Raw genomic sequence first — 22,915 nt, forward strand, 5'->3', positions numbered from 1 at the left:
AGCAAACAATTGTTGAACCTTTTCACCTTTACCGGGGTCTAAATATGTAATACAATGGAGCTATATTGAAATCATAATGACTTCGACTTAATTCCAAAGTGTCTAACCATTACTAAAGGGGATTAACCTAAACACCTTAAACCACCTACGGAAGTAGGGTTGCTGCCAGGGTAGTAGCAAACTACTACAGGAGTAAGTGCTCTGCGGAGCCAAACCTCTGGAGGCTGTGTAAGACCAATCTGTAAAGACGTTATATATAAGTATATATCAAGTATAGATACTTATATTATAGCTACAGGGGGGCAGCAGCAGATGAAACATCGAAGCCCTCAAGCCCACATCTTCGATTTGGTTGCGGGTCCAACACCAACGCCCCAAGAGTATGAGCTAAGCGTGCCTGGTCAACTTGTAGGATTACCTAAGCTGGGGAAACCCCCAGAAAAAACCTAGAAAAACTTGACTTAGTATACAGCGTCAATGTTACCGTTAAATCTCTTTCTAACGAAGGAGGTAGGTGGTTAATACCTCTTGTAATAAATGTAATGCAATCCATGGCGCAATGATCTCAAGGGAAAGAGATTGTAGTTACTTGATGGAGTAAACATCCGCAACAGAATCTACTATACTGCTTGTTTTTGGAGTTACCACTCACCCATGCCCACTTCTAAGACCAAAACCAAAACTACTAAGCCGACTAAGCCGACCAAGCCGACCAAGCCTAGCTTCTCAGCAGATATGGTTCGTACCTATCTTCATGAGATCGGTCGCGTACCTCTGCTGACCCATGAGCAAGAAATTGTTTATGGTAAGCAAGTGCAGCAAATGATGGCACTCTTAGGGGAAAAAGCCACCTTGGAACAGGAGCTAGAGCGCGAACCGACAACTGAAGAGTGGGCTTCGTACATTAATAAGAGCGAAGCAGAACTGAAAAAAGCCATAGACCAAGGTACTCGAGCCAAGCGCAAGATGATTGAAGCGAATCTGCGCCTAGTAGTAGCGATCGCTAAGAAGTATCAGAAGCGCAACATGGAATTCTTGGACTTGATCCAGGAAGGTACCTTGGGCTTAGAGCGAGGGGTTGAGAAATTTGACCCAACCAGGGGCTACAAGTTTTCCACCTACGCCTATTGGTGGATTCGGCAAGCGATCACCCGTGCGATCGCTCAGCAAGCTCGTGCAATTCGGCTGCCTATCCACATTACTGAAAAGCTCAATAAAATTAAGAAAGTACAACGGGAACTATCCCAGACCCTAGGTCGCAATGCTACTCCCACCGAGATTGCTAAGGAGTTGGATTTAGAACCAGCTCAGATTCGGGAATATTTGAGCATTGCTCGTCAACCCATCTCTCTCGACGTTCGGGTGGGAGATAACCAAGACACAGAGCTGTCTGAGCTGCTAGAAGATGATGGTCTAACACCGGTTAACTACACCACTCAGGAGTCCTTGCGGCAAGACCTAAATCTGCTGTTAGCAGAACTCACCCCTCAACAGCGGGAAGTGCTAGCGCTACGCTTTGGGTTAGAGGATGGCAAAGAGCTGTCTCTGGCTAAAGTTGGTAAGCGACTTAACCTCAGTCGTGAACGGGTGCGCCAGTTAGAACATCAAGCTTTAGCACAGCTACGGCGTCGCCATGCTAATTTCCGGGAGTACATCGCTAGCTAGCTAATGGTTGACTGTCTTCCAAGCATGAGTGGTAGCCAGAAACGGTTACCACTTCTTTTTTTGTAAAGAAATGTAAAAAACCCCGAAATCTCTGTTCTTACCTTTGGAGTATTTCTATAGTCAGAGCAAAATTCACATCACTGTATAAGTTCACCTATAATTTCACAAAATTTTCACATCAAAACCGGAGAGTGAGGAGGTAAAAAACCTGGGGGAGCCATTTAAGAAGCAATTTCTACCTCAACCTGGACGAAAAATTATTCCAAGGGTTGAATAAAAGATGAGTCTGGACTCACCTATTTCAGCAAAAGGTCACTCATAGTTGCTTAAAGCTTGGGTCAACCAATAGCTGGGAGAAAGCTGATAGTCAAGCTTCAGCAAAATTTCAGGCTATGACCAGCGCCAAGTGTGACAGTTGATAAACCGATCAACAAAGGAACAAACCAAAGCATAGTTTAGGCTTAAATAGGTTTATAACCTCAAGAGTCAACATAACTCTGGTTTAAGAAAAATTAACTTTTTCTGATTGATTATGGCTTCATCAATTGACGGTCTAAACTCTCAGAATTTTTGCTTAGGGTGTCTTACAGTTTTTTTTCAAAGGGGGTAAGTATGATGCTTAACCAATTAACTGGATCGTTCTTGTCAGCACGTCAACTGCTAAATCTTAGAAAACTACCCCTAACAACGCTATTGCTAACGATAGGATTGGTAACTACCTCATCAACTATAGCAACACCAGCACCTCAACCGCCAGATCAAGCCATTGATACTACAGCTAGAGCCTACACTCAAGCAACGAGTCGAAATGCATCAATGCCTGATGATGGCATTTACCTCTATGGTGAATCCTCACAACCAGGACAGATTGGTAAAGAATATCTAGTATTTGAAGCGAATCAGGGCAACGTACTTGGTGCGGTATATATGCCTCACTCAGAATATAGCTGTTTTTACGGCACCCTAGATTCAAAACAAATGGATTTGACGGTTATTGATCCCTACAACCAAACCGCTTTGTCCCATACCATTTCCCGTCAACAGCACTCACCTATTGCTGTAGTTGGTGAACGGCTAAGTCTTGACCATCGCTATAGCGCTATTACTTATCCTTACAAAGTTGGACTAGAAGAATATCAACCCATTAGTTCTATTAGTGATAGTGACCAGGAAATTTTGAGGGTTTGCCGGGATAACTACCAAGGAAGAGTCACCGAGTGATTAATGCTCCCTAGGACTAATACTAGTTGCTAGGTAATTCAAGTTTGACTTGACCATTAACAACGTTGGATTAGGTATAAGGCTTGCTGTAGGGAGCATTAAATCAAAAATTCAATCTCTAAAATTTAAATGCTATGCTAATTAAACCATAAAATTGGAACAGTTACTCATAACCCAGCAACCAAACGATTTAGCTCCGATTGCATTTGAGTAGAAACTTGCTCGTAACAAGCATCAACATAATCTTGATCGCGAGCAGCAACACGACCATAGCGCTCAAAAACAATCGGAGGGCAAACACGAGTTGTGATGGGTATGGGCAAGGGTATATTGGGTAGAGGACCAATCGCCAATCCCCAAGGCAAACCGAGATAAATTGGGAAAACTTGTGGGTCAAGACCAAATAACCAGGGTATCCCCAACTCGTGTAGTTGTCGTGCCTGTTCATAGCAGTCACCTAAGACAATCAAGGTATCATGGGCACCATTGGATATAATCGGTACAATCGGAACCTTTTCTCGTAGTGCCAGTTTAATAAAGCCCTTACGTCCAGCTAATTGAATTTGATGACGCTGGCTATGGGGACGGAATACATCTTGGGCACCCCCTGGATAGACTAAGACACTAGCTCCCTTACGAAAAGCAGCGATCGCCATTTGGGGATGAGCCATGATTGCCCCGATCTTTGCCGCTAGCTGCGCCAGGGCTGGATAAATTTGCCAGGCATTGGAATGCATCAGACCATAAACTGGACGCTGGGTGCCAAAGCGGCGAAACCAGTCATACATCATCATCACCATATCAGGGGAAGCTAATCCACCATTGTGGGAACCAACCAACAGCACCTTACTCTCAGGAATGTGCTGCCAGCCATCAGTTTTCACCCGAAAGTAGTAGCGATAAAACCATTCCCACTGGGGCAGATAGGATTCAATTACTTCTGGATCTCGCTCTTCTAAAGACCAACCAAACCGATGCGTCAAGGCTATACTATTGAGTGAACTACAGTTCAATCCTATTCCAAAAAAACCTGAGCTAGAGGTTAAGTTGATGACTAAAAGCTCTTACCAGGGATGCGACTGTATTGGTAAGCATTCAGCCGTCAGCCGTCAGCCTTGGCCAAAGACCACGCTACGCGAATGGCTGATACGCGACACGCTGATAGCTGATAGCTGAATGCTTACCTGTATTGTTTGTTATATTGTTACTCTAGCGCTTACTGTATTAATTTCCTCTTGCTCCGGGTCTCGGTCAAAAATAAGTATATATTCCATCTCAGGCATCAGTCTGCGCAGAACTTGTAGATGAGCCTCAGCGTCAGTTCGGCGACGAAAGCGAGCGACAATAATTCGCTGCATTTTAGGAAGTGGCTTGATAATACACCATGGGCTTAGTCGATCACGGTAGGTCATAGCACCCTGCTCCATCATGTTTGATTGATTATTTTGATAAAATCGATAAATAGATTAAATCTCTTTGACTAAACCTACAGTTATAAAACTACAGTTATAGCCGTTAGAACCTTAAGCAGTTGAACACTTCAAGACAGTGCTTTTAGCGCCTCTATTTTCTACGGTGATCTGAGCACGGTTAGATCACCTTAAAAGTCTACTTGCAGTTGATCTGCTTGTAGGGATGTCCAACCCTCCGACCCTATCTATAAAAGCAGCTACGAGAGAACACTGTGTTGCCAAATTGCCGATTTAAATAAAAAAGCTTCCGTTATCTGTTAGCCATTAATATCATGTCAGGATAATTACCCTTAATAAAAATCCCCCCATCTCCCCATCTCCCCATCTCCCCATCTCCCCATCTCCCCTTAATTATGGGTATTCAACCAGACTTGATATAACCATTACCCATCCCCGATTTGCTGTTGATCATAAGCACATAGCAAATTCCTAACTACCTGGGGAATCTCCTCAAAATGCTCCAAGAGAAAATCCATCAGGGCAAGATGGCGCAAATCAATGGGCTGGGGACGGCGATAGTTGTGACCGCTGGAAAACCAGCGCTGAACGGTGGCAGTTGAGCGAGAGCAAATACTAGCGATTTGTTCGTAATTCACATCCCATTTATGATAGAATTGTCTAGGAGTCATACCCAGTTGACAGTTGCTGTAGAGTTCAATTAGATCTTGCTCTCGTTGAGTTAGAGTCCGGGGAGGGGTTCTATATTGATCATCGAAACGGTATCTCCCAGAAGGAGTTCGTAGCACATTGGGGGATTTCAAATAATTTCTAGGGCCAAGAGCCTCAGTGCAAGTCCAAGAATAGGAATCTTTATAGTTGGTTGTTACCCTACCCTTAGGATGCCGAGGTTCAATGTCTTCTTCCCAAGCTGTGTCAGCAACGATCCAAGCTGCACTAGGAGAGTCTTTGTCAAGCCAGATCAGGTAGCAAATTGCCCATTGGCTTTGATGCCTGGCGTAGGCGTAGAAGAATCCGATCACAACACCCCAGTCCATTTGACCGTTTAGAGGTCGCCACCTAATCGGTGATCCTGTTTGATAACGCGGTGTTGCTGTAGGGTTCCAAGTACCTGGGGGGTCTATTGATGGGGGCGCGATTTCTGTTTTAATGGGGTCAAACAGTATATCTGAGTCTCCCTGGCGGATCGTATTTAAATAACTGGCTATCAGTTTTCCGGTCAGATTCTGAGTTAGGTGCTGGATAAGGACGGTAGCTAGAGTTTTTAGTTCTGGTTCTTCTATATCCATTGACTCTGCATTGAAGTCAGCATCCCCGTAGCTTTTCAAATGGGACAACAGTTGTGTGATGCCGAATTCATCTAAGGCTTGCTGATAGCTAGGAGGCTGATCGCTTTTTTCTCTAACTGTTTCTACCATAGGAAACTTGCTGGTAATTACATCAATATTATACTATTATGTATATAAAAGATACGTTTTAAGTACAAATAAGGTAAAATTTTACATCAAATAACAGGTGAACTTAGAATAGAGATTATGAGCAAACGTATACAAGTAACCTTACCCGACCGGATTGCAGACGATTTACAGCGATGGGCTGATTACGATGGACGCCCTCTATCGAACCTTGCTGCTTACCTTCTAGAACGTGCTGTTACCGAGGCCAAGAAAGAAGGTGTTGAATGGGACAAAGAGTCTTGATCTCCACCAACGGTTGATTACCCCATGAGCCAGAGCGCGCTAATCGCGCTTTATTTTAATAACTAGTATGGCTCAAGTAATCGAAGCTAGAAATCTCAGCTTGTAGGGTGGCCAAAAACAGTTTTTTTTGTGAGTATTCTAGATTATATTACTTTGCCCACCCTACTTGAATTGGTATTTTTTGTAAACGCAAGTCTCTAATCGAAGCTAGAAATCTCAGTCTGTATAAATTCGATGATAAGTTTAGGTTGCAACACCTTAATAATCCTCATTAAGGCATTGCTGAATAGAGTAATCAGCAACGCCTTAAAACCAAATACTTTAGCCGCAACGTTAATCCTCTGGTAGATTTTCTCTCACCCATTTACGCCAAGCTAAAATCATGGTAGTGTCATCCTGGGTTTCTGCCTGCTGCAAAAACTGATTGATAATTTCTACAGAGAGAATCTCAAAGGTGAAATTGTCCTGACAACGAACATAGTCTCCATTTTGCAGCCGGTAAATTTCTACAGTTTGTCCTATATAACGCCAAACTTCAGGTACTCCTATCTGCTTGTAAATCCCAAATCTCCGACTGGATGAACTGGTAATATCGACTTCAATCACCAAGTCTGGTGGAGGATCATTGGCTAAATCTACTGTCCTGCCTTGAATATAGTCAACATTGCCGATGTAGTAGCAAGAGTCAGGTTCTGCACCATGCTCTAAATCCTCCCGATTCAGGGTTGTAGAAGCAAACCCTTTGACCCGAAGATTCAGTTCTTCGGTTAAGGTATTCACCATCCGTTCTAGCAGCTGCTTGTATGTCTCATGGCGATCTGAGGGCATCGTGATTTCTAGCATTCCTTGAGCATAGGCAAGACGCGAGGCTCGATGATCTCCTAAGTCTGCCAATAGCGCCTTGTACGTCTGCCAACTGACGTTTTGTAAGACAATTCTCTGGGTAGTTTTAACAGGTGAATCCTCATCTGAACTAAAAGTACTGGCCATTGATGCAGTGATTGTGGTGAAAACGCGAACGCACAAATCCTTAACAGCGACTTAATCCAATTGGTCTGGATTAATACCTAACTCACGCAGTCGCGCCGCCAAACGTTCTGCTCGTTGCTTAGCTTTTATAGCTTCGAGCTGAGCTTGTGCTAACTCCTCGCTTGCTAGAGGAATCAAATTCCCCTCAAGGGTCATCCAGCGTAACCATAATCGGGGGATATCGCGAAAACTGCCACGCCACAACCCTAAACTTAATCCCAACTCCGGCATCAGTAACCTGTCCTGATTTAGCACTGCGGGTTTGTAGTGATCACCAACTAGATGAAACCCTTGTAACTCGTTGGTGTAGCGACTAAAAATTACATAGTAAGGTACTCGCAGAATCTGTTCATAAACCTGCCACTTAGTCGGAGGTTTTCCCGGTGCGCTCACGGTTTGACCATGATCTTCATCTTCGGTGCCAGGAGACAATAACTCCACCACTACAAATGGACTGACTTGTTCTTGCCAGATGACATAACTTAAACGTAGGTCTTTGCTTTCATAAAGCCGAGGCACACCTACTACACCAAACCAATCCGGTCGCTTATACCAACCGGGATGGTTGAGATCATAGTAAAGATTGAGGTCACAAGCACTAAAGACTAACTCTGGGTTGGAGTTGGCAGGGGCAAAGGTTAACAATAATAGTAGGGGTTGAAAAAAATGAAATTCGTCAGGCAAACCAGGTTCTTTGGGATTTTCGCTGGGTAAGTCATACATTGTCGGCAAGGTTTGCCGAGGTGAAATTAGTGGCTGTGATGGATAAGGAAGAGAAGTCATAGGTATTGTCGATTGTGAATAACTCGATGTGTCTGGTGTTCGCGCAGTGTCTCCTTTGGAGAAAGGAGAAAGGAGACATCGCGGTGTTCCTCACACAGAACCGAAACCATTCGCGACTGCATTAAGACAACAACTTAATCCAATTGGTCTGGATTAATACCTAACTCACGCAGTCGCGCCGCCAAACGTTCTGCTCGTTGCTGAGCTTGTGCCAACTCCTCGCTTGCTAGAGGAATCAAATTCCCCTCAAGGGTCATCCAGCGTAACCATAATCGGGGGATATCGCGAAAACTGCCATGCCACAACCCTAAACTTAATCCCAAGTCTGGCATCAGTAACCTGTCCTGATTTAGCACTGCGGGTTTGTAGTGATCACCAACCAGATGAAACCCTTGTAACTCATTGGTATAGCGACTAAAAATTACATAGTAAGGTACTCGCAGAATCTGTTCATAAACCTGCCACTTAGTCGGAGGTTTTCCCGGTGCGCTCACGGTTTGACCATGATCTTCATCTTCGGTGCCAGGAGACAATAACTCCACCACTACAAATGGACTGACTTGTTCTTGCCAGATGACATAACTTAAACGTAGGTCTTTGCTTTCATAAAGCCGAGGCACACCTACTACACCAAACCAATCCGGTCGCTTATACCAACCGGGATGGTTGAGATCATAGTAAAGATTGAGGTCACAAGCACTAAAGACTAACTCTGGGTTGGAGTTGGCAGGGGCAAAGGTTAACAATAATAGTAGGGGTTGAAAAAAATGAAATTCGTCAGGCAAACCAGGTTCTTTGGGATTTTCGCTGGGTAAGTCATACATTGTCGGCAAGGTTTGCCGAGGTGAAATTAGTGGCTGTGATGGATAAGGAAGAGAAGTCATAGGTATTGTCGATTGTGAATAACTCGATTTATGGTTGTGTATCTTGGTTCCAATAGGAACCTCCTGGTAATTGAGTTAAATACTGATTAATAAATAAAGGTAAATCCTTTTTTGAATAGAGGTATGTCAAGGCCAGCAAATCTTGAGTTGTTTGCCTGAGCTGAGCTCTATCTAATAGTTTGGAAAGTTGGGCTGGAGTATAGGCACCATTGAGAACCTCCACACTCGCCGTGGAAATTGCTGCCTCCAGTTCATTGTCAATCAATGACTGCCATTGATCAGCATTGATAGTATAAGATTTTTGGTTATCTTTGAGATTCAGTTTTTGGATTTCCCGAATGAAATCACGAATTGAAGCTGCCCAAGAATTTGTCAAACGCTCCTCTACTTGGTTTTTAATCAAGTTAATCAATGCCTTGTTTAAATAGGATTCAATCTGATGCACAGTTGCGCGTTTAGTCATCTGTTCCAACTCATCTACAATTGCTAAGGCATCTGCGTAGCGTCCCTCTAGGATACTTATTCTGAGATCGATTAATTCCTGACTCATACCCCAGTCCTCACAGATTTATGGTTCTCTTTAGCCTATCGAAGAAACTGCACAAGTCATCTGGCATGCATATTAACTGAATAAAGTCAATAGCACGGTGCTAGGAAAATAGCTTTCAGGGCAAAAAATGGGTAACGGATGTAACCGATGGCACTATCGGGAAGATAGGGAAAGTGTGGGATTTGTGGGAGGTGTGGGGAGATGGGGAGATGGGGGGAGATGGGGACCCACCCCATTCCCCTCCCAGGAGGGGAATGGGGAGATGGGGAGAATTTTCGACGAATAGTCGGGATTTTCGGCAAATTTATCGAACCATCAGTTTTGTCACTTAGCGATGCATCGCTTCTTCGTTGTTTTCCTTTTCCTGTGCTGAGGTTAAGTCCCATGTTTTACCCAAATGTAAAAAACCTACCCCTGTGAGTCTCCCCACCCTCTCCTTAATTATGGGTATTCAACCAGACTTGATATTAGGATTGCTATAGGAGACATGATAAATAAAGATCATGGCATATAGTGACTTTACAACTATCTACAAAGTCCAAACGGCGTTTAACCTCCTTCTTGATGAGGGGAATACTGTATTTAAGGATATTGCCCCGATCGAGCCGAGTGATCACTTGAAAACAACCCTTAAGGAAAATCTGCCGCTCGCGAATGCTATCAATACCGAAAAAGCTCGTTCTGAGTTAGTTATTGCTCCGGTTTTACTGGAAGTGCGCCGTCTGCTTGATTTCCAAATCGGTTTTTTTTCTGGAACTGAGTTTAATGTCGATAGAGGAACTGGATTAAATGGATACTGTGATTATATTCTTACTGCTTCTAAGGAAATCTATGAAATTCGGACACCAGTTGTCACTCTAGTGGAGGCAAAAAATGAAAATATTAAGGGGGGATTAGGACAGTGCATTGCGGAAATGGTAGCAGCTCAGAGATTTAATCAACAACAGGATCACGATATTGATGCTATCTATGGAGCTGTGACTACTGGGACGAATTGGAAGTTTCTCAAGTTGGTGAATCAATTGGTGTTTATTGATTTGGATGACTATTATATTAAGGAAATTGATCGGATACTGGGAATATTGGCACATCCGTTTAAGCAGTATCTATGAGGCAAGAGGCAAAAGGCTAGAGGCAAGAGGCAAGAGGCAAGAGGCAAGAAAGTGCCACTGCATCAAGACAATAGTTCTGGATAAAGTTGGTTATGGGTCGGTCGGATTAAGTTAGTATGTTTGTACTAACTCGACTAACTATAAGCGATCGCACATCAGCTTCATGTCCGAATCCATGTCCGAATCCATTTCTCAATCCCAATGGCAAGTCCTACCCCCACCTGACTTTCCTCAGTGGTTCCTCAAAGCTGTCAAATCCCATACTAAGGGCTATTCGGGACATTATGCTGCTCAACTGCTGTGGCAACGGGGAATACGAGAGGAGAAACAACTGGCTGGTTTCCTAAACCCAGATTTGTATCAACCTACCAGCCCTTTTGATTTTGGAGAACAAATTGAATGGGCAGTAAAACGCCTACTGCAAGCCCGTGAGGCTGAGGAAAAGGTTGCCATATGGGGGGACTTTGATGCCGATGGAATCACGGCTACTAGTGTCCTCTGGGAAGGACTGGGACAGTTTTTTTGCCAGCACCAACACCTAAGTTACTACATTCCCAATCGCCTGACGGAATCCCATGGTTTGAATTGTCCAGGAATTGACCAACTGAATGCTGCTGGGGTGAAACTTATCGTTACCTGCGATACTGGCAGCACGAATCTGAGTGAAATTGATTATGCTCACCAGTTGGGAATGGATGTGATTATCACTGACCACCATACTCTACCAGATGACCGTCCGCCAGTGGTTTCTATCATCAATTCCCGCTATCTTGCTGAAAGTCATCCTTTATTTCATTTGTCTGGAGTGGCGGTGGCGTATAAGTTAGTGGAAGCAATGTATCAGCGTTCACCTAATATTCCCCAACAACGATTAGAGAACTTGCTGGATTTGGTGGCAATTGGTCTAATTGCGGATTTAGTGGAATTATCTGGAGATTGTCGTTATCTGGCACAACGGGGAATTGAACAACTGAAGCAGCAACTGAAAACTCGCTCTCGTCCTGGTATAGCGCGATTGTTAGAGTTGTGTAAACGCAGTGGCGATCGCCCGACGGATATTTCTTTCGGACTTGGCCCGAGAATTAATGCTGTAAGTCGGATTCAAGGGGATGCTTCATTTTGTGTTGAGTTACTGACTAGTAAAGATGAGAAACGTTGTGAGCAACTGGCTTTAGAGACGGAATTAGCTAATACCCGCCGCATGTCTTTACAAAAAGATATTACTAAGCAAGTTAAGGATAAACTTGCCCAACTTGATCTGTCTACTACTAATGTGATTGTCTTAGAGGATCCCCAATGGCCGGTTGGTGTTTTAGGCTTAGTGGCTGGTCAAATTGCTCAGGAATACGGACGCCCGACGATTTTGTTAAGTACAGTTTTGTTAAGTACTGAAAGTAGCGATAGAGAAAGCCAGCTGGGAGAAGCAGGTTTAGAAGATAAACACTCCTATAGTATAGCACGGGGTTCGGCTCGTTCTGTTAATAATATTGATCTTTATGAATTAGTCAATTCCCAAGCTCATCTGTTGCATCGCTTCGGAGGTCATCCTTTTGCGGCTGGGTTGAGTTTGCCAGTGGATAATATTCGTTTATTTAGGGAAGCGATTAACCAGCAGTTGGCACAAAAACTAGGGACTACGGGTGCTTTGATGATGCCAGCTATAGAAGCGGATTTGGTGGTTAAGGTTGCTGAGTTGGGCAAAGCACTATTTGATGAGTTGAAACACCTGGAACCTTGTGGGATGGGTAATCCGGTGCCAAAATTGCTGATTAAAAACTGTTGGTTTGAGCAGGTTTGGAATCGTAACTCTAAGGATTTTAGAGGACGGAAAGTACAGTATATTAAAACTAAATTTGAAATTTGGGATGACTCTACGAGTATGGGTTTTCCTGGAATTTGGTGGGGACATTATCAGGATGAAGTCCCTAAAGTTAGATGTAATGCTGTTGTGGAATTAGACTATAATAATTACGAAAAACGTCCAGAAGTGCGCCTCGTTGCGGTGCAACCTTGCCAGGAAAATTATTTGCAGTCTTGTTTACAGGTCTCTAATCAGCTCGATTGGATTTTAGATTGTCGGGGACAAGAGTTACAGGGTGAAGGTTTAACTCCTCTAATGGTTTATGAGTGTCCGACGAGTTGGGATGAGTTACAAGTATGGTGTAGGAGAGCGATACAGGCAGAACGACAATTAGCGATCGCATATCCACGGCCTAAACAACTATCTGCCCAAGACACCTGGAAAAAGTTGCTAGGAATTGCTAAGTTCCTCAGTCGCACGGGTCAATGGGCTACTTTGGTGCAATTGCAGGAGAAGTTAGATTTAAGCGATCGCACTGTTGAGTTAGGACTGAATGCCCTATCAGCGATTGGTTTTGAAGTTTCCCACCAGGACTGCGGGGTACAAATAAGCTGGCATCCAAAAGAGTGGTCTTCCCATGGGACGAATGTTGCTGAAAATGATGCGATTGCGCTACGCGCACGCTGCGCGAACGCAATATTTTTTGCTGCCATTGAGGAGGAACAGTTCCGACGTCAGTATTTTTACCAGGTGCCTCTGTCTACCATTGCTGCATATAACATTGCTGGATATGGCATGGTTGGTATCAAACAAGATTAGACTTCGCCGCAGTTGTCTAATCTGTGACACCTAGTAAACAGTCCACTAACAAAACACAGACATTAAATTAATTGATAAAACCGACTCTCTTTTAAAGAGTATCAACTAATTAGGGCGTCTAAAACTAAGCAAATTTTTTTCTAGTTATATCCGGATTCGCCAGATTCAAGTCATCTCAAGCTTTTCAAGTATTTAGATTTTTTTTTATAACCTGAGGAACCTTTTGTTTATTCCCAACGACTTGTAGAGAAAGGAACAAAAAATTAACTAGTTTGAGGAAATAAACAATGCAAGGTTTACTGAAATCTATTTTCACCATTTCTACTTTGGCTGCTACAACAATTGCTCCCGTTTTACTAGGAAATAGTATGGCTTCCGCTAATCCCGGAGCAGATGATCTCAGCGTCAAAGGTACAGATGCTAGCTACATTGGGGTTGGTCTGGCCGCCGGTGTAACTAGTGATGGACAAGGGAATGACCAAAATGTTGGTGGTAATATTACCACTCGTCTAACAACTTCAAAGCTTCCAGTTTCTCTAAGAGGTGATATTCTTTTCAATGATGACAATACGGCGATTATTCCTAGTGTTTCCTTTGACCTAGGCGTAGCTAAAAATACTAATGTTTTTGCTAGTGTTGGTTACTCTTTTGTGGAAGATGACGGAGACAATACACCCATCGGTAATCAAGATGCTTGGGTGCTTGGCGTGGGTGCTGAAAGCCAAATTGCTAAGGATGTTTTGGTTTACGGCAATACTAAGGTAGGTCTTAACGCTTACGAAAATAGTTCAGGTGAGTCTGTCAGTGTTCAATTGGGTGCAGGCTACCGTTTCTAAACTTAGTATGTCCATTGTCAAAGGGAAAGGATGAAGGATGAAGCATGAAGGATGAAGCATGAAGGATGAAGTATAAAGGATGAAGTATTAACTGTCAAATACTTCAACTGAGGTGACAACAATCCTCTTGTGCATCTACTCGCTTTGGCCAATCTACTCGCTTCAACCTTCCTTCAACTCTTTCCTTTCCTCTTTGCCGGTATCTCATTGAACGACAATGAATGAATTTGGATAAATTTTAGGATTTCTAAAGTTATGGATCCAATGGGCAACGGTAACGGTAGTATTAGGATCTAATCATTAACCGTAATCCCGACCGATTTATCGGGAATTATACTTATTCATCTTTTTTGCTCCGTTGAACCCATGGTTGTATCTCAGACTCCTAAAGCCCGCAAACCCTCTAAGATTGAAGGAATTAAAGAACGCAGTAACTTCTTGCGTGAGCCGGTGGCAACTGAATTGCTACAGGATACCACTCATTTTACAGAAGACGCTATTCAAATTCTTAAGTTTCACGGGTCTTACCAGCAAGACAACCGAGATAACCGGGTCAAGGGTCAGGAAAAAGACTATCAGATGATGCTGCGCACTCGCAATCCTGGAGGATTTATTCCACCAGAGCTTTATCTGACTCTAGAGCAGTTGTCAGAAGAGTATGGTAACCATACCCTACGAGTAACGACCCGTCAGGGTTTTCAGATTCATGGCATTCTCAAGAAGAATTTGAAAGCGACAATTGCAGCAATTATCCGCAATATGGGGTCAACGTTGGGTGCTTGTGGAGACCTCAACCGCAATGTTATGGCTGCACCAGCACCATATAAAAATCGACCAGAGTATCAGTATGCTTGGGAGTATGCTGATCGGATTGCTGACTTACTTACCCCTCAAACTGGTGCCTATTACGAGATTTGGCTGGATGGGGAAAAGGTAATTAGTGCTGAGGAAGCTCCGGAGGTGAAAGCAGCACGGCAGCGCAATGGTAATGGTACTATTTTCCAGGACAAAGAGGAACCAATTTACGGGGAACACTATATGCCCCGGAAGTTTAAGTGTTCCGTAACGGTTCCCGGGGATAACTCGATTGATATCTATACCCAAGATGTGGGGTTGGTGGTAATTACCAACGACCAGGGAGAACTGGAGGGATTTAATGTTCTGGCTGGTGGGGGTATGGGTCGCACCCACAATAAGGAAGAGACCTTTGCTCGTCTAGCTGACCACATCTGCTATGTGGAGAAAGAGGATATATATGACTTGGTTAAGGCAATTGTGGCAACCCAGCGGGATTATGGCGATCGCGTAAACCGCCGTCATGCCAGAATGAAGTACCTAATCAATGATTGGGGTGTCGAGAAGTTCCGGGAAAAAGTAGAAAGCTACTTCGGTAAAACCCTGGCACCGTTTAAGCCCTTACCCCCATTTAAGTACGAAGATTATTTGGGTTGGAACGAACAAGGAGACGGAAAGCTATTCCTGGGGATATCGATTGAGAATGGTCGGGTCAAAGATGAAGGGAATTTCCGACTCAAAACAGCTCTGCGGGAAATTACTGAGAAATTTGCCCTACCGATGCGGCTTACTGCTAACCACAATATTATTCTCTATGAGATTGACCCGACCCACCAGCAAGCCCTGAATCAGATTCTAGAACAGCACGGTATTCAAGTTACTCCAGAAGGAATTGAACCGTTAGTGCGCTACTCCATGGCTTGTCCAGCTTTACCTACCTGTGGTTTAGCGGTTACAGAATCAGAACGGGCGCTCCCTGGCATGGTTGATCGGATTCGGTTACTGCTGAACAAATTGGGGTTAGAGAAGGAATATTTTGTGATCCGAATGACCGGTTGTCCCAATGGCTGTGCTAGACCGTATATGGCAGAGTTGGGATTTGTCGGTAGCGCACCAAAGGCTTATCAAGTGTGGCTGGGAGCTTCACCAGATCAAACTCGGTTATCACGAGCCTATGTGCAGAAAATGCCAGAAAGTGAGCTGGAATCTTTCTTTGAACCAATTTTTGTGCAGTTTCGGGAAGAGCGCAAACCTCAGGAGAGTTTTGGGGATTTTTGCGATCGCATTGGCTTTGATGCCCTTAGGGAATTTTCTGCTAACTATGAGCTAGGTAGCGGTATAGTTAATCCAGATGCCAAGCTAGCAAGTAAGAAATCCTCAGCTAAGAAATCTTCTACTGCTAAAAATCGCCGTCGAATTAGCATTCCGGAAGAAGTCCATGCTCGTCTTAAGGAAGCTGCTGCTAACCAAGGGAAAAGTATGACAGAGTTGGCAGCAGAAGCTCTGAAAGCTTATTTGGCATAACTAGCGCGGGCAGGTTTGCAGAATGAAGAATGCAGAATTTAGAATGCAGAATTTAGAATGTAGAATGAAGAATGTAGAAGGCAGAATGTAGAAGGCAGAAGGCAGAATGTAGAAGGCAGAATTCTTAATTCTTAATTCTTAATTCTTAATTCTTAATTCTTAATTCTTAATTCTTAATTCTTAATTCTACATTCTTAATTCAAAAATATGGATGATATCCATTGGTAGCAAGGGCAGTAGATACTTGTTGGATTAGAGCTTCTTGGGTAGAGGAGTTATCTAAAACTAGATCAGCAAGTGCTATTTTCTGCTGGAGGGGGAGTTGGCTGTTGACCCGGGCTTGAGCTTGTTCTTTAGAGATGCGATCGCGTTTCTGGATCCGTCTGAGCTGTTGTTCTGGTGAGCAGCTGACTACCCAGATTTCTGTCACTAAATCGGTCATCTTAGCTTCAAATAGTAACGGGATGACTAAGATAACTGTAGGAGCAACTAGCGATGCAGCGCGGTCTTGGGGGTTTCCACGGGGCTTACAAGGTGCGGACGCAGGTTCCGCACACAGCCCCTCCCCATGAGCGACTGCATCAAGAAAGGTATCGAGTTCAGATTGAAAGCGATCGCGTACATAAGGATGGATTTGTTGCTCTAACCACTGTCGCTCAGCTGGGTTACTAAAAATTATCTCTCCCAAGGGTTTACGGTTCAGGGTACCGTCACTGTGCTGCACTTGTAAACCGTAGCGCTGATAAATCTGTTTCAGGATTGGTGAATCTGGTTGTACAGCTTCTCTGGCATAGATATCTGCATCTAAAATCGGTAACCTGTAGGTATCAGCCAGGTAATTCGATACGGTGGTTTTTCCCGTGGCTATACCACCGGTTAGACCAATGATGCGTTTTTGATTCATGGGCGTTCAGTATAAAATCGGTTATGAGATCAAGGATGCGATCGCACCTGTTGGTCATAAATCACTGCTACCAGGTGATGGGTTACGGGGCAATTCCTTTGGCGTTCCTTAATCATGGAATAATTTTAAGAGTAGGTGCGCGCCTCGTGGCGAGTAAATCGCCCTTGGGTCGCACCTGTAGAATGGGCATCTTGTGTGGAACTGGCATCTTGCCAGTTTCATGCTTATTTTCGCGCGGGCATCCTGCCCGCTCTACTCCTGTTCATTCAAAGATTCAGCAACGCCATTTCTTTCCCTTCATCCACCCTACAGTAGCTTAAGGCTGAGTTGGTCAGTTTTGAGTGCTTCAGTTTTCTTTTCTAAATCTCATCTAACTTTCATTTATTCGTTAGGGTGATTTCAGAATGGTAGTTCATTCTAATAATTAAGCAACTAAAGCAATGATTCAATTCATTTTTGATTACTAGGAGGAAGTGTTATGAAACGTCTAATTGTTGGTGGTTTATCCGTATTGTTAATGGCAGCAGCAACTCCGGCTGTGCAAGCAGAAAGAACTGTTGTTAAACACAACTCTTTAAACAATGCTCTGGTCAGTCAACGAATAGCCTCTACTATCGCCACAGGAAGCTTTATCACCGTTGATCGAGGGCATCGCACTCAAGGAAATGTAAAGATTGTCAATGAAAATGGTAAACGCTATCTAGAATTCGATCAATCCTTTAAAACGGGTAGTGGGCCCGATGTGAATGTACTCCTGTATCCGAACAGCAGTGTACCTCGTAAAATTCGGGGACAAGACTATGTAACCCTCGCCCGAATCAAGCAATTCAGTGGTGCTCAACGCTATGCTATTCCTGACGACTTGAATCTTAACGAATTTGGCTCTGTAGCAGTTTGGTGTCGTCGGTTTGACATCACCTTTGGTTACGCTGCCCTGTAAAAGAGGTACTTTCCTGCTGGGTTAATGGGAGTAGGGAATAGGGAGTAGGGAGTAGGGATGCAGGGCAGTCAAAAGGAGCTAGTTACTCATCGCCCCATCGCTCCATCGCCCCATCTTCCCACACTTACCACACCTGTCACGCCTCCCATCTAGCGGTTTATAGCCTAATGAGGTACACAGGATTTTTCCGAAGATTCCTGCTCCCTGCTCCCTGCTCCCTGCTCCCTGTTCCCTGTTCCCTGTTTGTCATGGGTTAATCTGCTATTGACTAAGTCTCTTTGACCCAGTCTCTAGTTATAGTTAGCCCAAGTTGGTAGTCTTCTTGATCAAGAAAAGGCCTTTTTGCCAATTCAATTTATTTGACAATTAAATTATTTCCCCAATTTCCCCGCAAAGATCGGGTAACGCTTAATCGAACGCTCTAGAATAACAGTGAACACTAGGGGTAAGCCAGAACAGTAACGTGCAGCTAAAGCAAGTCATTATTATTCACAAAGCTGGAGACTCCCAAGGAAAACGTTGCGCAGAAAAATGCGCTCGGGAGTTGGAAGCACGCCAGTGCAGGGTTCTGATCGGACCAAGTGGCGCGAAAGATAATCCCTACCCAGTCTTTTTAGCTTCTGCCACCGAAGCCATTGATTTGGCAGTGGTTCTCGGGGGGGATGGGACAGTATTGGCAGCGGCAAGACATCTGGCTCCGGAAGGAATACCAATTTTGGCAGTAAATGTTGGAGGTCATCTGGGATTTCTGACCCAACCCATCGAAGAATTTAAAGACACTGAGCAAGTTTGGGACCGACTATTAGAAGACCGCTATGCAGTTCAGCGGCGGATGATGTTACAGGGAGCTGTGTTTGGGGGAAACCGCACTGACATTACACCCGTTAGCGATCGCTTTTTGGCACTCAATGAAATGTGTATTAAACCTGCCTCTGCCGATCGGATGATTACCTCAATTTTGGAAATGGAAATTGATGGAGAAGTAGTGGATCAATACCAAGGGGATGGACTAATTGTTGGGACTCCCACTGGTTCCACTGGCTATACTGTTTCTGCTAATGGTCCAATTTTGCACGACTCGATTGAAGCGATCGCAGTCGCACCGATTTGTCCGATGAGCCTTTCCAGTCGTCCTTTCGTGCTCCCCTCTGGTTCTGTTGTCAGTATCTGGCCCTTGGGGGATTATGAGCTAAACACTAAACTCTGGATGGATGGTGTGCTGGCAACCTCTATTTGGCCTGGACAACGGGTGGACGTGCGTAGAGCAGATTGTCAGGCTAAGTTCATTATCCTAAGGGAACAGTATTCCTATTACCAGACCTTAAGGAATAAGCTTCAGTGGGCTGGTACTAGAGTCACCTACAGTAACAACCACCGCAATTGAGTCAACTGGTTAGTTAATGGGGAGATGGGGAGATGGGGAGATGGGGAGATGGGGAGATTGGGAAATGGGGAGATGGGGAGATTGGGGGCAGATAAAGTAGGGTAGGAAGTTGCTAGTGGTGCTTCAGGGGCGCTCCCCGTCATTTTCAACCTCGTAGCCAGGGTTGGTAAAGCCCGCCCCGTAAGGCACCACTGGGTCAAACAGCAAAATTCCAAAAGCGATGCAGCGCGGTCTTGGGGGTTTCCCCCATGAGCGACTGCATCAAGAAAAAATCATAAAGGAGGTTAAACGGTGGGATTTCTGAGTATTCTACCAATCAGCAATGCCCACTTGCTAGAATTGACTAGATTAACTTTATTAATAATTATATAAAAAAAATGACTAATTTTGAAGCAGCTCCTCAAATTGAAGCAATTCCAGATAATAAAATTCCTAAGACAATAGATAAAATCTCTTCTTCATCAATTTCAAAACCTTCAGTTTTAATAACTATCGGTTATTCTTTATTCCTGGCTGCTGGGGTTGGGGTCGGAATTGCCTCTATTTTTATCTCACACCGTCAAATTTTGGAAATCGTTAGCGCTGCTTGTTTTGCGGTTTTTATATTTCTTTTCCTAATTAATCAACAATTGTGGCAAGACTATAAAGAAGCTACTCATCAGTCGCAACTGATCAAAAAATCTAAACTGTGTAGTGGGCTGTGGTGCGGTAATAATTCCACAGAGAATAATCCCATAACTCTAGCGATAGAAAAAGCATTAACCTATAGCCAGGAGTTGATTGACGATTATAAAAAGACCCGCAGGACCTCCCGAAATGCTTACTATGTTGCCCAAATGTTAACCATTATTTTATCGGGAATAACACCAATTTTAGTCTTGCTAGACAAATTAGAAACTGGTTCTTCATTACTAAAGTGGCTCCCGGTAATATTTCCAGCGATTGCTTCTATTGTTGCTAGTGTCTCTACTTCCTTTCCGTTTCAAGAAAATTGGATTGCTGCCAACACTACTGTTGAATTGTTAGAAGCGGAACAGGAAAAATTTGTCTTGGGAGTCACTCAACCTTATCGCTTTTCTGATTCATCCGATGGCGCGCGACGTCAACAACAATCACAAAAGGCCATAGAACATTATATTGTTCAGGTGAATAAGATTCATCTCAAGCAAGTCCAATCCTCTAATGAAAATGAGGCAGGGTCTAATAGAAATGAATCAGTGGAGCAGAATACATGATTAACTCAATCTGTTGAAGGTTGAAGGTTGTTTAAGGTTGAAGGTTTAAGGTTGAAGGTTTAAGGTTGACAGGTTTAAGGTTGACAGGTTGAAGGTTGATAGGTTGACAGGACAATTTTATGCACTCTTACCCCTGCTCCCTGCTCCCTGCTCCCTGCTCCCTACTCCCTACTCCCTACTCCCTATTCCCTTTTCCCTTTTCCCTTTTCCCTCAGGCAAAAATCGGTACTGATGGGTCAGCTACAGACAGTCGCACCCGCTTTCCTACGGGTAGTTGAGTGCTTAGGTTGGTGCGAGCGTGGAGTTTTTTGCCGGAAGCGGTTTGTAAACAGTAGCGGTATTCACGACCTAGGAAATGTCGGTCTTGAATCACTACGGTGGAGTCATCATCAGGCTTGAGAAGAACATTTTCTTCCCGAAGCATTAGCTCCCCTTCCTCCAGCTGATCGAGTTTAGTATTAAGTATGGCATCATTGACTCTGATGGCAAAGGAGCCTACTTCTGTTTCCCATAGGTCTCCTCTGCGTTGGGCTGGTAAAAAGTTGGCTTGGGTGACGAATTCTGCTACAAAGCGAGAGCTGGGATTGGTATAGATTTCTTCTGGTGTCCCCAATTGCTCTAATCGACCAGAACGCATGACTCCCACTTGGTCGGATATCGATAAGGCTTCTTCTTGGTCATGGGTGACAAAAATAGCAGAGGTTCCGGTTTCTTTGAGAATAGCTCGCACTTCCTGACGCAACCGCAGACGCACTTGGACATCGAGATTGCTGAGGGGTTCATCCAATAGAATTAATTTAGGTCTGGGGGCTAAGGCACGGGCTAGGGCTACTCGCTGCTGCTGACCACCAGAGAGTTCGTGGGGATAACGTTTGCCCATGCCAGCTAATCCGACTAATGCGATCGCATCTTCCGTATTATTCTTGACCGAGACACCACTCTTCTGTTTCCGATTCTGCTTAAGCCCAAACGCCACATTCTCTGCTACGGTCAGATGAGGAAATAGAGCATAGTCTTGAAAGACCATACCAGTATTGCGCTGTTCTGGTGGTAACCAATACCCTGGCCCAGTCACTTTCCGTCCTGCCAATACCACTAGTCCGGCTTGGGGTCGCTCAAACCCAGCTACAATCCGCAGTAAAGTCGTTTTGCCACAGCCAGATGGCCCCACTAATCCCAGTAAATCCCCTTCATGGAGGGTAAACGACACATTCCCCACTGCTGGCTCAGTGGTTTGCTCAAAGTGTTTAGTAATCCCTTCTAAATGTAGAATTGCTGGTTTTGTCATGAATGGATCTTAAAGGTATTCTTTTAAGGTTGGCAGGTTGGCAGGTTGGGAGGTTGAAGGTTGGGAGGTTGAAGGTTTGTTGGTTGAAGGTTGAAGGTTGAAGGTTGAGTAGACCTGCAGGATCAGTAGTTTAATCTGAGTTATGGAAAGCTGACGGCTGACCGCTGAGGGCTGAATGCTTACCTACTACTTAAAGTTTCTCCTTGCGCCTTTTGCTAGGAAGCCGCCAGCAATCATCGAGCCAGGATATTAACTCTTGGCGCGGAAGGGTTAGCTGTCTGAGGATACTCCAAATTTGAATCAAAGCCGTGACATTATCGATTTCAGCTTTCAAGGGCTGGTCAGTCTTACAGTGACAGGGAATCTCTAGCTCTTGCAAGCGCCGATAGACTTGCCATCGCTCTCCCCACTTGATCTCAATCACTTGACTGGCCTCTGATTCAGATATAGATGGATCCATAATCAATAATGCTATAGTTTTTTGTTAAAAGCTGGAACCAAGCTGCCTCGGTTAAGGGAAGATTTGAGCAGCCAGGGATTAGTTATTGCTAATACTCCTAGACTAGTTTAGTCTATCTAGGGGTCAAATGCAAAGCTTTCTCAACTAATTTACAAAAAAAATATTATCCTAACAGTTGCCAGTCGGAGAATAGCACTGGAAGACCGGGAAATGGGGTGATCAGGAGATGGAAATATCTAGGGCAAGGGGTATAAGCACTTATAGATAATTTTGTCAACTATAATTGCAACTACAATCACAATCACACCAGCCGATGTAGGGTGGGCAGTGCAGCAGAGCAATCAGTACAGCTCCCGATCCCATAGCAAAGCACTGCCCACCAACTGGCCGCCCCAACATATATTGAAACTGGCAAGATGCCAGTTCCACCAACTCAGCCGATGTAGGGTGGGCAGTGCAGCAGACCAATCAGCTCAGCTCCCGATCCCATAGCAAAGCACTGCCCACCAACTCAGCTGCCCAGCTAGAATGAATGACAAGGGTGCCAGATAATTC

The 22,915-nt window shown here is 44.3% G+C and carries 26 protein-coding genes; 16 read left to right on the forward strand and 10 right to left on the reverse strand.

Annotation, left to right across the window (positions count from 1 at the left end):
* Positions 1-312: 312 nt before the first annotated feature.
* The 3 genes from F6K51_RS14355 (at position 313) to F6K51_RS14365 (ending at position 2,886) form a co-directional block, all read left to right on the forward strand.
* The gene (locus F6K51_RS14355; protein WP_293021235.1) at positions 313-450 is read left to right on the forward strand and encodes a hypothetical protein; all 138 of its coding nucleotides are present in this window, start codon (positions 313-315) and stop codon (positions 448-450) included.
* A gap of 204 nt (positions 451-654) precedes the next feature.
* Positions 655-1,665 carry an RNA polymerase sigma factor, RpoD/SigA family gene (locus F6K51_RS14360; RefSeq protein ID WP_293021237.1) on the forward strand — a complete coding sequence of 337 codons (1,011 nt, stop codon included), beginning with the start codon at positions 655-657 and terminating at the stop codon, positions 1,663-1,665.
* A 693-nt stretch (positions 1,666-2,358) separates the two neighbouring features.
* Complete coding sequence (locus F6K51_RS14365) at positions 2,359-2,886, forward strand: hypothetical protein (RefSeq protein WP_293021239.1); 528 nt, start codon at positions 2,359-2,361, stop codon at positions 2,884-2,886.
* 167 nt (positions 2,887-3,053) lie between these two features.
* Here F6K51_RS14365 and F6K51_RS14370 read toward each other — a convergent pair whose 3' ends face one another.
* On the reverse strand, positions 3,054-3,899 hold the full coding sequence (locus F6K51_RS14370; RefSeq protein WP_293021240.1) for a lysophospholipid acyltransferase family protein: 846 nt from the start codon (positions 3,897-3,899) through the stop codon (positions 3,054-3,056).
* A gap of 37 nt (positions 3,900-3,936) precedes the next feature.
* Between F6K51_RS14370 and F6K51_RS14375 the strand changes: the two genes are divergently transcribed.
* Positions 3,937-4,062: a hypothetical protein gene (locus tag F6K51_RS14375; RefSeq protein WP_293021241.1), complete on the forward strand. Its 126-nt coding sequence runs from the start codon at positions 3,937-3,939 to the stop codon at positions 4,060-4,062.
* Between the two features lie 20 nt (positions 4,063-4,082).
* Here F6K51_RS14375 and F6K51_RS14380 read toward each other — a convergent pair whose 3' ends face one another.
* Complete coding sequence (locus F6K51_RS14380) at positions 4,083-4,298, reverse strand: hypothetical protein (protein WP_293021242.1); 216 nt, start codon at positions 4,296-4,298, stop codon at positions 4,083-4,085.
* Between the two features lie 443 nt (positions 4,299-4,741).
* Entirely contained in the window at positions 4,742-5,734 is a 993-nt protein-coding gene (locus F6K51_RS14385; RefSeq protein WP_293021243.1) for a hypothetical protein, read from the reverse strand.
* 117 nt (positions 5,735-5,851) lie between these two features.
* On the opposite strand from F6K51_RS14385, the gene F6K51_RS14390 reads away from it, so the two are divergent.
* Positions 5,852-6,016 (forward strand): hypothetical protein, encoded by a 165-nt coding sequence (locus F6K51_RS14390; RefSeq protein WP_083305265.1) that lies wholly within the window; start codon positions 5,852-5,854, stop codon positions 6,014-6,016.
* Between the two features lie 333 nt (positions 6,017-6,349).
* On the opposite strand, the gene F6K51_RS14395 is transcribed toward F6K51_RS14390, so the two are convergent.
* From F6K51_RS14395 to F6K51_RS14410, 4 genes are all read right to left on the reverse strand, one after another.
* Positions 6,350-7,006 carry a Uma2 family endonuclease gene (locus F6K51_RS14395; RefSeq protein ID WP_293021244.1) on the reverse strand — a complete coding sequence of 219 codons (657 nt, stop codon included), beginning with the start codon at positions 7,004-7,006 and terminating at the stop codon, positions 6,350-6,352.
* A gap of 51 nt (positions 7,007-7,057) precedes the next feature.
* Positions 7,058-7,828 (reverse strand): Uma2 family endonuclease, encoded by a 771-nt coding sequence (locus F6K51_RS14400; RefSeq protein ID WP_293021245.1) that lies wholly within the window; start codon positions 7,826-7,828, stop codon positions 7,058-7,060.
* 134 nt (positions 7,829-7,962) lie between these two features.
* Positions 7,963-8,712, reverse strand: coding sequence for a Uma2 family endonuclease (locus F6K51_RS14405; protein ID WP_293021246.1), 750 nt, complete (start codon positions 8,710-8,712; stop codon positions 7,963-7,965).
* A 28-nt stretch (positions 8,713-8,740) separates the two neighbouring features.
* Positions 8,741-9,262: a DUF29 family protein gene (locus tag F6K51_RS14410; RefSeq protein ID WP_293021247.1), complete on the reverse strand. Its 522-nt coding sequence runs from the start codon at positions 9,260-9,262 to the stop codon at positions 8,741-8,743.
* A gap of 127 nt (positions 9,263-9,389) precedes the next feature.
* Here F6K51_RS14410 and F6K51_RS14415 point away from each other — a divergent pair, with 127 nt between their 5' ends.
* The 5 genes from F6K51_RS14415 to sir all read left to right on the forward strand — a co-directional run bounded on the left by F6K51_RS14415 (position 9,390) and on the right by sir (position 16,149).
* Positions 9,390-9,548, forward strand: coding sequence for a hypothetical protein (locus F6K51_RS14415; RefSeq protein ID WP_293021248.1), 159 nt, complete (start codon positions 9,390-9,392; stop codon positions 9,546-9,548).
* 217 nt (positions 9,549-9,765) lie between these two features.
* The gene (locus F6K51_RS14420) at positions 9,766-10,374 is read left to right on the forward strand and encodes a hypothetical protein (protein ID WP_293021249.1); all 609 of its coding nucleotides are present in this window, start codon (positions 9,766-9,768) and stop codon (positions 10,372-10,374) included.
* A gap of 175 nt (positions 10,375-10,549) precedes the next feature.
* Positions 10,550-12,994, forward strand: coding sequence for a DHH family phosphoesterase (locus F6K51_RS14425; RefSeq protein WP_293021251.1), 2,445 nt, complete (start codon positions 10,550-10,552; stop codon positions 12,992-12,994).
* 287 nt (positions 12,995-13,281) lie between these two features.
* Complete coding sequence (locus F6K51_RS14430) at positions 13,282-13,830, forward strand: outer membrane beta-barrel protein (protein WP_293021252.1); 549 nt, start codon at positions 13,282-13,284, stop codon at positions 13,828-13,830.
* A gap of 366 nt (positions 13,831-14,196) precedes the next feature.
* Entirely contained in the window at positions 14,197-16,149 is a 1,953-nt protein-coding gene (gene sir / locus F6K51_RS14435) for a sulfite reductase, ferredoxin dependent (RefSeq protein WP_293021254.1), read from the forward strand.
* 199 nt (positions 16,150-16,348) lie between these two features.
* Here the strand turns inward: sir and coaE are convergent, their stop codons facing one another.
* On the reverse strand, positions 16,349-17,053 hold the full coding sequence (coaE, locus tag F6K51_RS14440; RefSeq protein ID WP_293021256.1) for a dephospho-CoA kinase: 705 nt from the start codon (positions 17,051-17,053) through the stop codon (positions 16,349-16,351).
* 135 nt (positions 17,054-17,188) lie between these two features.
* On the opposite strand from coaE, the gene F6K51_RS14445 reads away from it, so the two are divergent.
* The 5 genes from F6K51_RS14445 to F6K51_RS14465 all read left to right on the forward strand — a co-directional run bounded on the left by F6K51_RS14445 (position 17,189) and on the right by F6K51_RS14465 (position 20,844).
* Positions 17,189-17,368 (forward strand): hypothetical protein, encoded by a 180-nt coding sequence (locus F6K51_RS14445; RefSeq protein ID WP_293021257.1) that lies wholly within the window; start codon positions 17,189-17,191, stop codon positions 17,366-17,368.
* Between the two features lie 163 nt (positions 17,369-17,531).
* Complete coding sequence (locus tag F6K51_RS14450; protein ID WP_293021259.1) at positions 17,532-17,993, forward strand: DM13 domain-containing protein; 462 nt, start codon at positions 17,532-17,534, stop codon at positions 17,991-17,993.
* A 463-nt stretch (positions 17,994-18,456) separates the two neighbouring features.
* Positions 18,457-19,377 (forward strand): NAD(+) kinase, encoded by a 921-nt coding sequence (locus tag F6K51_RS14455; protein ID WP_293021261.1) that lies wholly within the window; start codon positions 18,457-18,459, stop codon positions 19,375-19,377.
* A gap of 377 nt (positions 19,378-19,754) precedes the next feature.
* Positions 19,755-20,612: a DUF4231 domain-containing protein gene (locus tag F6K51_RS14460; protein WP_293021263.1), complete on the forward strand. Its 858-nt coding sequence runs from the start codon at positions 19,755-19,757 to the stop codon at positions 20,610-20,612.
* A gap of 103 nt (positions 20,613-20,715) precedes the next feature.
* Positions 20,716-20,844: a hypothetical protein gene (locus F6K51_RS14465; RefSeq protein WP_293021265.1), complete on the forward strand. Its 129-nt coding sequence runs from the start codon at positions 20,716-20,718 to the stop codon at positions 20,842-20,844.
* Here F6K51_RS14465 and F6K51_RS14470 read toward each other — a convergent pair.
* Positions 20,824-21,900, reverse strand: a complete 1,077-nt coding sequence (locus F6K51_RS14470; protein WP_293021267.1) for an ABC transporter ATP-binding protein — start codon at positions 21,898-21,900, stop codon at positions 20,824-20,826. The genes F6K51_RS14465 and F6K51_RS14470 overlap by 21 nt on opposite strands.
* A gap of 190 nt (positions 21,901-22,090) precedes the next feature.
* A complete protein-coding gene (locus tag F6K51_RS14475) occupies positions 22,091-22,360 on the reverse strand; it encodes an Asr1405/Asl0597 family protein (protein WP_293021268.1) in 270 nt (89 codons plus the stop codon).
* 270 nt (positions 22,361-22,630) lie between these two features.
* On the opposite strand from F6K51_RS14475, the gene F6K51_RS14480 reads away from it, so the two are divergent.
* Positions 22,631-22,852, forward strand: coding sequence for a hypothetical protein (locus F6K51_RS14480; protein WP_293021269.1), 222 nt, complete (start codon positions 22,631-22,633; stop codon positions 22,850-22,852).
* The last annotated feature ends 63 nt before the right edge of the window (positions 22,853-22,915 follow it).

The organism is Moorena sp. SIO3I8 (assembly GCF_010692325.1).
GTDB lineage: Bacteria > Cyanobacteriota > Cyanobacteriia > Cyanobacteriales > Coleofasciculaceae > Moorena.